At 46.1% G+C, this 14,214-nt stretch carries 11 protein-coding genes and 1 other annotated feature; of the genes, 9 read left to right on the top strand and 2 right to left on the bottom strand.

Features of this window, described 5'->3' with window-relative positions:
- Positions 1 to 24: 24 nt before the first annotated feature.
- From dxs to NBH03_RS06505, 8 genes are all read left to right on the top strand, one after another.
- Positions 25 to 1,899, top strand: a complete 1,875-nt coding sequence (dxs, locus tag NBH03_RS06540) for a 1-deoxy-D-xylulose-5-phosphate synthase (protein WP_215688964.1) — start codon at positions 25 to 27, stop codon at positions 1,897 to 1,899.
- Positions 1,900 to 1,959: 60 nt separating this feature from the next.
- Entirely contained in the window at positions 1,960 to 2,775 is an 816-nt protein-coding gene (locus NBH03_RS06535; RefSeq protein ID WP_215688965.1) for a TlyA family RNA methyltransferase, read from the top strand.
- Between the two features lie 31 nt (positions 2,776 to 2,806).
- Complete coding sequence (locus NBH03_RS06530; RefSeq protein ID WP_215688966.1) at positions 2,807 to 3,670, top strand: NAD(+)/NADH kinase; 864 nt, start codon at positions 2,807 to 2,809, stop codon at positions 3,668 to 3,670.
- A gap of 15 nt (positions 3,671 to 3,685) precedes the next feature.
- Positions 3,686 to 4,138 carry an arginine repressor gene (locus tag NBH03_RS06525; protein ID WP_250798307.1) on the top strand — a complete coding sequence of 151 codons (453 nt, stop codon included), beginning with the start codon at positions 3,686 to 3,688 and terminating at the stop codon, positions 4,136 to 4,138.
- A 16-nt stretch (positions 4,139 to 4,154) separates the two neighbouring features.
- Entirely contained in the window at positions 4,155 to 5,831 is a 1,677-nt protein-coding gene (gene recN, locus NBH03_RS06520; RefSeq protein WP_250798305.1) for a DNA repair protein RecN, read from the top strand.
- A gap of 241 nt (positions 5,832 to 6,072) precedes the next feature.
- Positions 6,073 to 7,143: a SpoIVB peptidase gene (gene spoIVB, locus NBH03_RS06515; protein WP_250798375.1), complete on the top strand. Its 1,071-nt coding sequence runs from the start codon at positions 6,073 to 6,075 to the stop codon at positions 7,141 to 7,143.
- Positions 7,144 to 7,425: 282 nt separating this feature from the next.
- Positions 7,426 to 9,015: a potassium/proton antiporter gene (locus NBH03_RS06510; RefSeq protein ID WP_117541618.1), complete on the top strand. Its 1,590-nt coding sequence runs from the start codon at positions 7,426 to 7,428 to the stop codon at positions 9,013 to 9,015.
- Between the two features lie 43 nt (positions 9,016 to 9,058).
- On the top strand, positions 9,059 to 9,676 hold the full coding sequence (locus NBH03_RS06505; protein WP_250798303.1) for an HAD family hydrolase: 618 nt from the start codon (positions 9,059 to 9,061) through the stop codon (positions 9,674 to 9,676).
- A gap of 316 nt (positions 9,677 to 9,992) precedes the next feature.
- On the opposite strand, the gene tyrS is transcribed toward NBH03_RS06505, so the two are convergent.
- Together tyrS and NBH03_RS06495 are read right to left on the bottom strand one after the other, a co-directional pair.
- On the bottom strand, positions 9,993 to 11,216 hold the full coding sequence (tyrS, locus tag NBH03_RS06500) for a tyrosine--tRNA ligase (protein ID WP_015512702.1): 1,224 nt from the start codon (positions 11,214 to 11,216) through the stop codon (positions 9,993 to 9,995).
- Between the two features lie 49 nt (positions 11,217 to 11,265).
- Positions 11,266 to 11,507: a binding site (T-box leader), on the bottom strand.
- Positions 11,508 to 11,614: 107 nt separating this feature from the next.
- The gene (locus NBH03_RS06495; RefSeq protein ID WP_250798298.1) at positions 11,615 to 12,697 is read right to left on the bottom strand and encodes a CdaR family transcriptional regulator; all 1,083 of its coding nucleotides are present in this window, start codon (positions 12,695 to 12,697) and stop codon (positions 11,615 to 11,617) included.
- A gap of 297 nt (positions 12,698 to 12,994) precedes the next feature.
- On the opposite strand from NBH03_RS06495, the gene NBH03_RS06490 reads away from it, so the two are divergent.
- Positions 12,995 to 14,140, top strand: coding sequence for a glycerate kinase family protein (locus NBH03_RS06490; RefSeq protein WP_250798294.1), 1,146 nt, complete (start codon positions 12,995 to 12,997; stop codon positions 14,138 to 14,140).
- Positions 14,141 to 14,214: the final 74 nt, after the last annotated feature.

Raw genomic sequence — 14,214 nt, 5'->3', positions numbered from 1 at the left:
CGGAAGATAATAGAGGTGTGAAGAATGTCTGGGTATTTGGACAGAATCAATGAAGCCAATGATATAAAGAAAATAGAACCGGAAGCTTATGATGCACTGGCCTCAGAGATACGGTCGTTTATTATAGAGTCTGTCAGTGAACATGGCGGCCATCTGGCATCCAATCTCGGCGTTGTAGAATTGACCATGGCACTGCATTTGTGTATGGATTTCCCGAATGACAAGCTGATCTGGGATGTGGGACATCAGGCTTATACCCATAAGCTGCTGACAGGACGTAAAGAGGACTTCAGCGGACTGCGTACTTTCGGCGGCATGAGCGGTTTTCCGAAGCATAAAGAGAGCCCTTGCGACGCTTTTGATACAGGACACAGTTCCACATCTATCTCAGCAGCACTGGGTTATGCAAGAGCCAGGGATCTGAAAGGTGAGGACAGGACCGTTGTGGCTGTTATCGGTGACGGTTCCCTGACCGGCGGTATGGCCTACGAGGCACTGAATAACGTATCCCATCTGAAGAGCAATATGATCATTGTTTTAAATGATAATAAGATGTCGATTTCAGAGAATGTCGGCGGATTGTCGAAGCATCTGACAGCCCTCCGGACAAGAGAATCTTATATGGACTTCAAGATGGATGTGGAAAAGAAACTGAAACAGATCCCGCATGTGGGTGATTCTGTTGCCAGAAGTGTGAAGAAATCCAAAGATTCCATCAGACAGCTTTTTGTGAAGGGCGGTTTTTTTGAAGATTTCGGTATTAAGTATATCGGACCGATTGACGGGCATGATATTAAAGAGATGGTGCGTGTACTGAATGCGCTGAAACGGCTGAATGAGCCGGTGGTCATGCATGTGGTGACACAGAAAGGCCGGGGCTATGTGCCGGCTGAGCAGAATCCTTCAGCCTTTCACGGCGTGGGCAGTTTTGATATTGCAACAGGTGAATCCCTTGCAAGTAAAAGTCTGACCTATACATCTGTTTTTTCAAAAACCATATGCAGACTGGGCAAGGCTCATCCGGATGTGGTAACGATCTGTGCGGCGATGCCGGACGGCACCGGGCTGACTGCATTTAAAAAGCATTTTCCAGGCAGATTTTTTGATGTGGGCATTGCAGAACAGCATGCAGTCACTTTTGCAGCAGGACTGGCGGCCGGGGGCATGCATCCTTTTGTGGCAGTGTATTCATCTTTCCTGCAGCGGGCGTATGACCAGATTATCCACGATGTGTGTATTCAGAACCTGCCGGTTGTATTCTGCGTGGATAGAGCCGGACTGGTTGGTGCTGATGGTGAGACGCATCAGGGCATATTTGACCTGTCTTATTTGTCGATGATACCGAATATGACCGTCTGTGCACCGAAGAATAAATACGAATTGTATGATATGCTTTATTTTGCCTATCAGTATCATGGGCCGATCGCCATTCGATATCCGAGGGGCAGTGCATATGAAGGCTTTAAGAATATGCGGCCGCCGATTGAATACGGCAAGAGCGAGCTGATGTTTGAGGGTGAGAAGATTGCCCTTGTGGCAGTGGGCAGTATGGTTCAGACTGCTGTGCAGGTTCGTGAGAAACTGCTGGATAAGGGAATTAACGCAACGGTTGTGAATGCCCGTTTTGTCTGTCCGCTGGACACAGAATGTCTGGACAGACTGAGCAGAGATCACCAGTGGATCGTCACCATGGAAGAGAATGTCTTAAAGGGTGGTTTTGGTGAAGCCTGCGGTGATTATCTGTTGGCAAAGCATGAAGATGTCAGACTGATCCATGTGGGTGTTCCGGATGTCTATGTGGAACACGGCGGAGTGGACCAGTTGAAGAAAACACTGCATATGGATGCAGATTCAATTGTTGAACGCATCTGCAGTGCAATGTCTGATGCAGATGATTAATAGATTAAGCACATTTTGAATGATACAGAGTCGAAATTGGAGAGGAATGGATAGACCAACATGAAAGAGAGACTGGATGTACTTCTGGTAAAGCGGAATCTGGCTGAATCCAGAGAAAAGGCCAAGGCCATTATTATGTCCGGCAATGTATTTGTCAATGGCAACAGGGAAGACAAAGCCGGAACAACGTTTGATGAGGAGAAGGCACAGATAGAGATTAAGGGCCATACATTGCCTTATGTCAGCAGAGGCGGTTTGAAGCTTGAGAAAGCCATTGAGGTTTTCGGAGTAGATGTCAAAGGCAAGGTTTGTATGGATATCGGTGCTTCCACCGGAGGATTTACGGACTGCATGCTGCAAAATGGTGCAGATCATGTATATTCTATTGATGTGGGTCGGGGACAGCTGGCATGGAAGCTTCGTCAGGATCCGAGGGTTATCTGTATGGAGAAAACGAATATTCGTTATGTGACATCTGAACAGATACCGGAGAAGATAGACTTTGCATCAGTGGATGTTTCCTTTATTTCACTGAAGAAGGTGCTGGGACCGGCAAGGGAACTGCTTCAGGATGATGCCAGAATGGTATGTCTGATCAAGCCTCAGTTTGAGGCCGGAAGAGAAAAAGTCGGCAAAAAGGGTGTAGTCAGAGACAAGGCGGTTCATCTGGAAGTGATTGAGATGATCCTTCAGTTTGTGACATCCATTCATTTTGAAATATTGAATTTGGACTATTCACCGATCAAGGGGCCGGAGGGCAACATTGAATACCTGGTTTATATCAGAAAGCGTCCGGAGGATTATCCTTTGGGAGCGTGGACGGTGGATCCTGCAGAAGTGGTTGATCGTGCCCATGAGGAGTTAGCAAAGGGATAAATCCCAATCCCATAAGTGACGGAGGATTCAAATGAAGAAATTTGCTTTGCTGACCAACTATTCCAAAGACAAGAGACTTGTCTATACACGGATGATCAAGACTTATATTACGGAAAATGGAGGCAGCTACTGGATACCGAGATATATCAGTGAGCCTGATAAAGATGGTGATCAGCGCTATGATTTCAGTGACATGCCGGAGGATATTGAGTGTGTGCTTGTTCTGGGCGGAGACGGAACGCTGCTTCAGGCAGCCAGAGAGCTGCTTCAGCGGCATATTCCGCTGCTTGGCATTAATCTCGGAACACTGGGATTCCTGACTTCGGCTGAGAAGAGTGAACTGCCGAAATGTCTGGACAGTGTGCTGGATGACAGTTGTTCCATTGATGAGCGCATGATGCTTGAAGGTGTTGCTTATCATGGCTCTGAGAAGATACAGATGAATATTGCCCTCAATGATGTGATCATTGCCCGGGCCGGATTTTCAAGACTGGTGGAATTGAAGATTTATGTTAATGGTGAGCTTTTGAGCATCTATAATGCAGACGGCATCATCGTTTCCACGCCGACCGGATCTACGGGCTACAGCCTTTCCGCAGGCGGTCCGATTATTTTTCCGCAGACGGATGTGATAGTGATCACACCGATCTGTCCGCATTCATTACAGGCAAGAAGTCTTGTCGTGTCCGGTGAGGACAGGATCATGATTGAGATCGGCAGAAGAAGAAAGACACAGAAAGAAGAAGCAATGGTAACCTTTGACGGCAGAAGTGCACAGGAGCTGGAAACAGGTGACCGTATTGAGATATATAAGGCACAGGAGACAACGCAGCTGATCAGATTAAAGGGAAGAAGCTTTTATCAGGTTCTTCAGAACAAAATCGGCACGGCATAAAGGGTGGGTATTATAATGAAATTAAAAAGACATGAGAAGATTATTGAGCTGGTGAATAAATATGAGATTGAAACACAGGAAGAACTGGCCTCTTTGCTGAATCAGGCCGGTTTTCGCGTGACTCAGGCTACAATTTCAAGAGATATCCGTGAATTGCGTTTATCAAAGGTCAACAGCCATGACGGCAAGCAGAAATATGCGATTATGTCTGTCAAAGAGCGTGGATTGAACGACAAACTGAGCAAAGTCCTGAAAGAAGGCTATATTTCCAGTATGGAGGCTTCCAACCTGGTGGTTGTAAAAACAGCTACCGGTATGGCCATGGCTGTAGCAACGGCACTGGATGCTATGGAGCTTCCGGGCTTTGCGGGATGTATTGCCGGTGATGATACCGTGATGTGTGCCCTTCATTCCGGTGCGGATGTTGAGATGTTGTTAAATAGAATCAATAAAGTAGTCAATCAATAAAAGGCAGAGGTAGGAAATGCTTCAGAATATACATGTAAAAAACATGGCGCTCATTGATGAGGCGGATGTTGATTTCGGAGGTCATCTGAATATTCTTACAGGTGAGACAGGCGCCGGTAAGTCGATCATTATCGGTTCCATCAGTACAGCCCTCGGCGGTAAGGTCTCCAGGGATGTGATCAGGAAAGACGCGGAATATGCCCTTGTAGAATTGAATTTTAAAGTGAACAGTCCGCAGATCCTTGCAGAGCTCGAGAAAATGGAAATACCGGTGGATGGGGATGAGGTGGTCATCTCCAGGAGGATTACCGGCAGCCGGAGTGTGGCAAGAATTAATGGAGAACTGGTATCACTGCCTGTTCTCAGGCAGGCGGCGGCACTTTTGATTGATATTCACGGGCAGCATGAACATCAGTCTCTTTTACATAAGGATAAGCACCTGGCTATTTTGGATCAATTTTCCAGGGAAGAAATGGCATCCGTCAAAGATGCATTAAAAGACAGTTACAGGGAATATATGATATTGAAGAAAGAGATGGATGGGGCGATTACTGATGAGGGAAAACGTCTCAGTGAGATTTCTTTTTTGCAGTATCAGATAGAAGAAATAGAAAATGCGAATCTGCAGGATGGTGAAGAAGAGCAGCTGGATAAGGCTTTTCGCAAGATGAGCCATGCTCGGCAGATGATGGAGAGTGTGGCGGCGGCCCACGGCATGACCGGTTATGAAGGCGCTTCCTCAGCGGGAGACCTGGTGGGAAGAGCACTGAGAGAACTGTCTTCCGTTGAGAAATACGATGAGGCCATTGGCGGTCTGATCAGCATGCTGACAGATATCGACGGCCTTTTGAACGACTTTAACAGGGAACTGGCAGATTATGAATCCGGTCTCACTTTTGATGAATCTGTTTATCATGAGACAGAGGACCGGTTGAATCTGATCCAGCGTCTGAAGACAAAATACGGCAGCAGCATTGCTGAGATTCTTGCTCACCAGGCAGAGTGTCAGGAAGAACTGGAGAAGCTGGATGATTACGAGAACTATCTGTCCGGTCTTCGGATGAAGCTGGATCAGGCAGAGAAAGAGCTTAAAGATTTGTCTGACAAGCTGACGACTATTCGAAGAGCCAATGCAGCTGTACTCCAGGAAAGAATTAAAGCAGCACTGATTGATCTGAATTTTCTGGATGTCCGGTTTGAGATTCATTGTGAACCCCTGGGCCATTATACAGAGAATGGTCAGGACAGCATAGAATTTATGATTTCCACGAATCCGGGAGAAACAGTGAAACCTCTGGGTAAAGTAGCCAGCGGCGGTGAATTATCGCGAATTATGCTGGCGGTCAAATCTGTTCTGGCCGATGCGGATGCCATTGAGACATTGATTTTCGATGAGATTGATACCGGCATCAGCGGACGTACGGCACAGAAGGTTTCTGAGAAGATGGCCGTAATTGCCAGAAAGCACCAGGTGATCTGCATTACCCATCTGCCGCAGATTGCGGCTATGGCGGATGATCATTATGTTATTGAAAAATCTGCCATGGAGCAGCGTACCATCACAGAGATTTATCATTTATCTGATGATGCTTCTGTTGGTGAAATTGCACGTTTGCTGGGCGGTGTGGAAATTACGGATGCTGTTATGCAGAATGCCCGGGAAATGAAAAATCTGGCGCAGTCGAAAAAATAGATTAAATTGAAATTGTTCATCACATACTAACAGGGAACGGTCGAGAGATTATGTCCCTGTTTTTATTTACGCGAGCAACGAGCCAAAGTCCGTGATTGCACGAGACCTTGGCGTTGCTAAGCGCCAGTGGCGCTTGTTTAGCAACGACCGAAACGGAGTGTAGAGGTCGCGATAACTTGAGAAACTCGCGGAGCGTGTTTCTCATAGTTTTTATAGAAAGGTGTGTGATGGTGTGGAACGAATGAGAAAGTATCGTGTATGGCTGACGGCAGCATTGGTGATTAATCTGGTTGTTTTGTTTGGGTTTGTGATGAATTGTTATCAGACGAGAAAAAATGAAGTGGATCAGAGACTGACGAAGGTGTCGGCGGATGTAGCCAGGCTGCAGTATGTGATGCCGGTGGGAATGCCGGTGGGGCTTTATATTCACACGAAGGGTGTGATGGTTCTGGGAACGGGAAAGGTGACAAACCTGGAGGATGATGTGCTGGAGCCGGCAAAGACGGTGTTTCGGGAGGGGGATTATATATTAAGTATAAACGGCACGACCCTTCGAAATACCAGTCAGGCGATGAGTCTGATCCAATCCTGTAAAGGGAAAATGCTCAGTTTTGAGGTACTTCGGGATGGAAAAAAGATCATGCTGACCATGAAACCGGTGGAAACAGCGGAAGATAGGTATAAGATTGGCGTATGGCTTCGGGATGACACGCAGGGAATTGGTACGATCACATATATTGATGCGGATCAGAATTTTGCAGCATTGGGACATGGCATTACGGATGTGGATACCGGAATTCTCATGGATATCAGTCATGGCATGGTCTATCAGTCTAATATTTTGTCGATTGTCAAGGGTTCCCAGGGAACACCTGGAGAAATTGTCGGCACTATCGACTATCAGAAAAAGAATCGCATTGGAACGATAAACGATAACAGCAGCTGCGGTATTTTCGGCACGGTGGATCGGGATTATCTGGCTTATGATCCGGAGAAAGCCGTACCTGTGGCCGATCCGGAGGAAGTGACAGAAGGTCCGGTACAAATTGTCTGCACAATGAACGGTGAGACAAATCGTTATGCGGCCGAAATTCGGAAGATTGACAAAAACAACAAAGATCACAAAAATTTTGTCCTGCAGATTACAGATGAACAGCTGCTGGAAAAAACAAACGGTATTCTGCAGGGGATGAGCGGCAGCCCTGTGATTCAGAATGGAAAGCTGGTAGGGGCTGTCACCCATGTCTTTGTCAATGAGCCTACTAAAGGATATGGCATTTTTGCCGAAAATATGCAGAATGCTGAAGAATAAATGGAAAACGGATAATCTATATTTCTGTGGGAACAAATGAATTCAGCGACTATCAATGGCGATATCGGGGCCGGATAGTCGCTTTTTTGCGTTGTAAAAAGATCATGGGCAGCAAATTTGGAAAATGTGCGGATCACGTTTTGAGGGATTATCCGAAAAGGAATCTTCTGCTAACTGGCAAAGGTATCCATAATATGGTAGAATAATTTTGTAGCTGATGATTCAGGCCTGAAGATGTTGTTGGTCATCAGGCCTTGAAAGTCTGTGAAGGAGGAACTGCCTATGGCTCAAAACCTGATTTTAGTTGCAATTGTTTTATTTTTATGTTTGATGGCCGAGAAACTGTCAGGAAAAGTTGGCATGCCGGCGTTGATTCTGTTTATGGGTGTGGGGATGCTGTTTGGCAGTGACGGTATTCTTCGGATTGCCTTTGATGATTATGGATTGGCACAGAATATCTGCCTTATCGCCCTCTGTTTTATCATGTTTTACGGCGGTTTCAATATGAAATGGAGCGCAGCAAGACCAGTGGCCGTCAAAGCCATCTGTCTTTCTACTATTGGTGTTGTTGTGACAGCCGGCCTGACAGCGGTATTCTGCTTGGTGGTTTTGAAGTTTGATTTCGTCGATGCCTTCCTGATGGGGGCTGTGTTATCATCAACGGATGCAGCCAGCGTCTTCTCAGTATTGCGAACAAAAAAACTGAATTTAAAGGATGGTACGGCGTCTATTCTTGAGATGGAGAGCGGCAGTAACGACCCGGTGGCTTATCTTTTGACAATGATCGGTATCATGATGAAAACAGGCGGAAGTCTCAGCTCCCTGCCCTATATGATTTTTGCCCAGGTGGTGTTCGGTTTGGCTATCGGCGCAGCGGCTGCTTCCCTTGGCATTCTTTTACTGAAAAAGGGAACGATGCAGGCAGCCGGCATGGATATGATCCTTGTGATCGCCCTGGTGATGATTGCCTTCGGTTTATCTGAGGCCATCGGCGGCAATGCATTTCTGACGGTTTATCTTATGGGTATATTGCTGGGAAACAGCAATATCAGAGGCAAAGAAACGCTGATCCCGTTTTTTGACGGAATGACCGGTCTGGCTCAGATTGTTCTGTTCTTCTTGCTGGGGCTTTTGTCCTTCCCGCACAAGCTGCCGCAGATTTTCTTTGTATCCCTGGCGATTGCCATCGTACTGACGGTGATCATCCGTCCGGTTACGGTATTTCTGATTATGAAGCCTTTTAAATGCAGTAGCAGGCAGTGCCTGATGATCTCCTGGGCGGGGCTTCGAGGTGCGGCTTCCATCGTGTTTGCCATTATGGTGATCGCAGCAAGTTCGTCATCATCAGATACATTGTTTCATACAGTATTTATGGTGGCTCTTTTATCCGTTGCCATACAGGGAACTTTGCTGCCATTTGTAGCAGAGAAGCTGAAGATGGTGGATGACAGCTGCGATGTCCGTATGACTTTTAATGATTATAAGGAAGCATCAGAAATTACCATGATGCAGATGGAAATCCCGGAGGGACATAACTGGGAGAATCGTCTGGTGAAAGATGTCAGCATGCCTACAGGTTCATTGGCTGTGATGATCAAACGTCATGGAGAAACATTGATTCCCGGTGGTGATACAAGGATACTGGCAGGCGATACCATTGTTCTCAGTGTTCCGGCCTATGAGTCCGGCGGTCAGGAACATCTTGAGGAGCAGGAGATTACCCCAAAGCATCGCTGGTGCAATAAAACCATTGCGGAGCTGATGCTTCCTCACGGAACGCTGATCGTATTGGTGCGCCGGGATAATGAAAATATCATCCCAAATGGGCAGACAGAGATTCTGGAAGGGGATCATGTGGTGATCTACCGATAAGTGGGGTACATGGATTATTGAATCTTGAAAGGAAATAGAATAGATGATAAAGAATATTGTTTTTGATATGGGGAATGTTCTTGTGGCTTATGATGGCCGCAAGGTATGTAAACATTACATAAAGGATAAAAAGGACAGGAAACGCGTATTTACGGCAATTTTTCAGTCACCGGAATGGGTTTATCTGGACATGGGTATGATTCCGGAAGAACAGGCTGTTGACCAGATGTGTGCCCGTCTGCCGAAGCGGCTTCATGAAGCGGCAAGACTGTGTATGCGGGATTGGCATCTCTATAATATGAAGCCCATCAAAGCAATGATTCCAGTCATCAAGGACCTGAAAGCGCGTGGTTTCAAACTGTATATCTGCTCCAATGCCTCCCTGCGTCTGCCGATGTGCTATCAGGAACTGCTGCCGGAAGTTGACAGCTTCGACGGCATCCTTTTCTCAGCAGAAGAAAAACTGTTAAAGCCGCAGAAAGAAATCTATGAGCGTTTATTTGAAAAATTCAACATTAAACCGGAAGAAAGCTACTTCATTGATGACCTTCAGCTCAACATCGACGGCGCCGCAGCCTGCGGCATGAAAGGCTACTGCTTTGCAGACGGAAATGTAGAAAAACTGCAGAAAGCCCTGGAAAGCCTCAATAAAGACAGTTAATAGATCGAATGCCGTTAAGATTCGGGCTCATATTCTGTGCCGATGGCAAGATTGATTTTGAAAAAATAACGGGACGGCGCATTGGTATCTTCAAATGGCGTGTCAGCAGAAAATAAAATATGGAATTCAAAAAGAGACATTCAATCCCAGGTGCTTCAGCATTGGCCGGTACTTAGATGCTGTTCTTTAGCATCTTATGTACCGCTGCCAAATGCTGGCAGTGTGAACGTGCCTGGGATGAATGTCTCTTTTTGAATTCCATTTGATATACAGGGATGACACGCCAATGAATATTTAGAGCGCCGTCCCCTTTGTTTTATTCAAACACAATCTTGCTGTATTTTTTCTTGCCGCGTCGTACGACAAAGTCTTCTTTCATGATGTCTTCCGGTGTGTAAGCTGCTTTAAAATCAGTAACTTTTTCACCATTGACGGTAACACCGCCCTGCTGAACATTACGTCTTGCTTCGGAACGTGTCGGGCAGAGGCCTGCAGCTACAAGGATACCGAGGATATCGACGCTGCCGTCTCTTAAGTCTGCTTCTGTCAGTGTTGTGGTTGGCATATCAGCAGCGCTTCCTGCTGAGAACAGTGCACGGGCACTTTCCTGAGCCTTTGTGGCTTCTTCTTCACCGTGAACAAGCTTAGTCAGTTCAAAAGCGAGGATTTCCTTAGCCTGATTTAACTGACTGCCTTCCCATTTATCCATCTCGTCAATCTGTTCAAGCGGCAGGAAAGTCAGCATACGCAGGCATTTCAGAACATCTGCATCGCCGACATTTCTCCAGTACTGATAGAAGTCGAATGGAGATGTCTTATTAGGGTCAAGCCATACAGCACCGGACTGAGTCTTGCCCATCTTCTTGCCTTCTGAATTCAGAAGCAGCGTAATTGTCATAGCAGATGCATTCTTGCCGAGCTTACGGCGAATCAGTTCTGTACCGCCCAACATGTTGGACCACTGATCGTCACCGCCGAACTGCAGGTTACAGCCGTATCTCTGGAATAACTCATAGAAATCGTAGCTCTGCATGATCATGTAGTTGAATTCCAGGAAGCTTAATCCTCGTTCCATACGCTGCTTGTAGCATTCAGCTGTCAGCATACGGTTGACAGAGAAGTGGGCACCGACGTCACGAAGCAGCTCGATGTAGTTTAAGTTCATCAGCCAGTCAGCGTTGTTGACCATCAGTGCTTTGCCGTCTGAAAAGTCAATGAAACGGGACATTTGTTTCTTGAAACAGTCAACATTGTGCTGGATGGTTTCAGGTGTCATCATCTGACGCATATCTGTACGGCCGGATGGGTCACCGATCATAGCTGTACCGCCGCCGATTAAGGCGATTGGACGGTTGCCTGCCATCTGCAGACGTTTCATCAGGCAAAGTGCCATGAAATGGCCGACATGAAGACTGTCAGCGGTCGGGTCAAAACCGATGTAGAAAGTTGCCTTTCCGTTGTTGATCAGTTCCTTGATTTCTTCTTCATCTGTAACCTGGGCGATCAGGCCTCTGGCTACCAGTTCATCATATAAAGTCATGAGAAGTTCTCCTTTCAAAATTGTATGAAATAAAAAAAACCCCGTCCTGTATAAGGACGAGGAATAACTCGCGGTACCACCTTAATTGAACAGCTATTCGCATAACTGCACTCATCAAGTATCTGTCAATACTTGTGCATACTAACGGTTGCATTCCGTCGCAGCCTACTTGGAATCGTTCGGTGCGCAGCTTGTGAAGGTATTCAGCGATAGCTTCCCCTCTGCCTTCCACCAACCGGCAGCTCTCTGGATGTTCCACTATGGCTTACTTATTTCAGTCATTGCCTTTAAAATATCTGTTTAACATTATAAAGCATAAAAAGTTTTTGTCAATACTATTTTGGAGGAGATTTTATATTGAACAGTTACGATAAGTTATAATAAAAAAGTGAATCGGACTATTTGGCCAGGTTCAATCCCAGATATAGCATTACCGCATCCTTGAATGCTCTTGGATTCAGCCCGGATTTCCTGAAAATATGATTCAGTTTATATTGCAGTGTATTTTTGTGTATAAAAAGCTGTCGGCTTGTCCCGGACAGGGACATATCATTTTCAAAGTAAGCAGTGAGAAGATGACGTTCGTTTTCATCCAGAGTGGATAAAGTCCTGGTGAGAAATTCGGCTTTTTCCAGTGGATTCAGCCCGGAGAAAATAAGCTCAAGGCCAAGATCATCAAAGAAAATATACCCATCCGTCTGAGCTGTAAAATGTTTCATAGCGGTGACAGCTGTCTGATAGGAATCACACAATTGATAGACAGAGGTCATTTTTCCGACCGTCATTTTCAGGGATGTCTGATGATCCTTTGCAAAGCGTTCCAGAATATACGCGTTGTATTCCAATTGTGACGGCAAAACGACAGCAGTATATTCATTCGGATAATAAAAGGTATATAGCCTTATAGAAAGCATTTCAAAAAACTGATGGATTTTCTGTTCCAGCAGAGAAAGATTGTCGGAAGGACTTTCAGCAGCTGCACGAATCAGCAGGATCCGGTATTTTTGGGTAATATTGATGCCGCATTCTTTCAGACATGCATTAAGATAATCCATGTTGGCAGAAGCCTGGTGGATCAGTGCTTCCATAGCGAAATGACGCTTGTCCGCCTGATTGCGGCTGATGGTGTTCAGTTCCCGTTCACGGATCAGCAGATGCGTGATGCGCTCCGCCAGATGGGCATATTTGCGGACTTCATCCGGCTGTCCGGTAATGCCGATCACGGCCATGAAGGTCTGATTGTAGTAAACAGGCAGGTTGATGCCCATGCGTGTGCCGTGAAAATTGTCATCGGCCCGGACCTCAATCGTTTCGCCTGTAAGGGCTGCCTGATGGCCGATTTCATGAAAGGTGCCGACTCTTTCCGGGTCCGTACTGGCAAAGATAATACCGTACTGGTTGATAAAATTTACATCCCGTCCGCAGACGTCCTTCACGGTATTGACGACCTGGGCGGCAAGGGTTCTGTCGATTTTAAACATAGGGTACCTCCGATTAATAATGCTACAAGCATACCATAGCTATTTCTTGCACTTTCATTGATAATAACGATTTTCATATTATGAATCTGTCATTGCGATGGATTAGTTAGAGCTATTTTATCATAAAGTGGTATAAATAACAATTTATACCGGATGTATACAAGAAAATTGTTCTATGTAACATATATGCAGAGCGAAAAAAAGGATATACTTTCCGTAAGAAAATAAAAACGGCAGAGTGTATCTCGGTTAGCGGATGCAGTCAATGGACAGAAAAATGTATGGAGGTATCAACAAATGAGAGCAGTGATCGCAATCGATTCTTTGAAAGGCAGTTTAAGTTCTATTGAGGCAGGGCAGGCCATTGCGGAGGGCATCAGAAAAGCGGATGCCAAGGCAGATGTGGTTATCCGGCCGTTGGCAGATGGCGGAGAGGGTACCGTGGAGGCTCTTGTATGCGGCATGAATGGGACATTACAGCATGTGAAGGTGACAGGCCCATTGGGTGAGCCGGTTGTCTGTGAGTACGGCATTATTGATGAGACGAAAACAGCCGTGATTGAGATGTCAGGTGCAGCAGGTATTACCCTCGTGCCGGATGCAAAGAAGAATCCGCTTTATACAACGACTTATGGTGTGGGTGAAGTCATTCGTGATGCCATTGAAAAAGGATGCCGCAGATTTATTGTTGGTATCGGCGGCAGTGCCACAAATGACGGCGGTATTGGTATGCTGCAGGCATTGGGCTACGGTTTCCTTAACAAGGACGGTCAGCAGGTGCCTTTTGGGGCCATCGGTCTCAAGGAATTAGAGACAATTACAGATACTTACGTCCTGCCGGAGCTGGCGGAATGTGAATTCAAAATAGCCTGTGATGTGACGAATCCCCTTTGCGGTGAGAATGGCTGCAGTGCTGTTTACGGCCCGCAGAAAGGTGCCAATCCATCCATGATTATGGAGATGGATAAATGGCTTCGCTATTATGCAGCTCTTGCAAGGGAAAAATTTCCGAAAGCCAATCCGAATGAACCGGGGACAGGCGCAGCAGGCGGCCTTGGATTTGCATTTCTGACATTTACCAATGCAGTTCTTGAATCCGGCATCAAAATTGTTCTGGAAGAAACAAAACTGGAATCCTATGTCAAAGGAGCAGATGTTGTTGTAACAGGTGAAGGCAGATTGGATTTCCAGACAGCCATGGGCAAAGCACCTGTGGGGGTTGCCGGGTTGGCCAAAAAATTTGACATTCCTGTACTGGCCTTTGCCGGTAGTGTGACAAAAGATGCCACAGAATGCAACAAAAACGGCATCGATGCCTTCTTCCCGATCCTTCGCGGTATCTCAACACTGGAAGAAGCCATGAAACCTGAAAATGCCAAACAGAACCTGACAGACACAGCAGAGCAGGCATTTCGTCTTTTCAATATTTGCCGCCAGGCCTAAAAAGTGGAGCAAAACGCAGGCGTTTTTAAGCGTTTTGCAGTTGAAATATTTAAACCTGGACGGTAAAATAATTT

This window comes from Coprococcus intestinalis (assembly GCF_023656595.1).
GTDB lineage: Bacteria > Bacillota > Clostridia > Lachnospirales > Lachnospiraceae > Coprococcus_A > Coprococcus_A intestinihominis.
This window is presented reverse-complemented; position numbering and strand designations above follow the sequence as displayed.

Bases quoted from the DNA above. Each gene is read 5' to 3' on its own strand.
- dxs (WP_215688964.1), top strand. From the start codon at position 25: ATGTCTGGGTATTTGGACAGAATCAATGAAGCCAATGATATAAAGAAA.
- NBH03_RS06535 (WP_215688965.1), top strand. From the start codon at position 1,960: ATGAAAGAGAGACTGGATGTACTTCTGGTAAAGCGGAATCTGGCTGAA.
- NBH03_RS06530 (WP_215688966.1), top strand. From the start codon at position 2,807: ATGAAGAAATTTGCTTTGCTGACCAACTATTCCAAAGACAAGAGACTT.
- NBH03_RS06525 (WP_250798307.1), top strand. From the start codon at position 3,686: ATGAAATTAAAAAGACATGAGAAGATTATTGAGCTGGTGAATAAATAT.
- recN (WP_250798305.1), top strand. From the start codon at position 4,155: ATGCTTCAGAATATACATGTAAAAAACATGGCGCTCATTGATGAGGCG.
- spoIVB (WP_250798375.1), top strand. From the start codon at position 6,073: ATGAGAAAGTATCGTGTATGGCTGACGGCAGCATTGGTGATTAATCTG.
- NBH03_RS06510 (WP_117541618.1), top strand. From the start codon at position 7,426: ATGGCTCAAAACCTGATTTTAGTTGCAATTGTTTTATTTTTATGTTTG.
- NBH03_RS06505 (WP_250798303.1), top strand. From the start codon at position 9,059: ATGATAAAGAATATTGTTTTTGATATGGGGAATGTTCTTGTGGCTTAT.
- tyrS (WP_015512702.1), bottom strand. From the start codon at position 11,216: ATGACTTTATATGATGAACTGGTAGCCAGAGGCCTGATCGCCCAGGTT.
- NBH03_RS06495 (WP_250798298.1), bottom strand. From the start codon at position 12,697: ATGTTTAAAATCGACAGAACCCTTGCCGCCCAGGTCGTCAATACCGTG.
- NBH03_RS06490 (WP_250798294.1), top strand. From the start codon at position 12,995: ATGAGAGCAGTGATCGCAATCGATTCTTTGAAAGGCAGTTTAAGTTCT.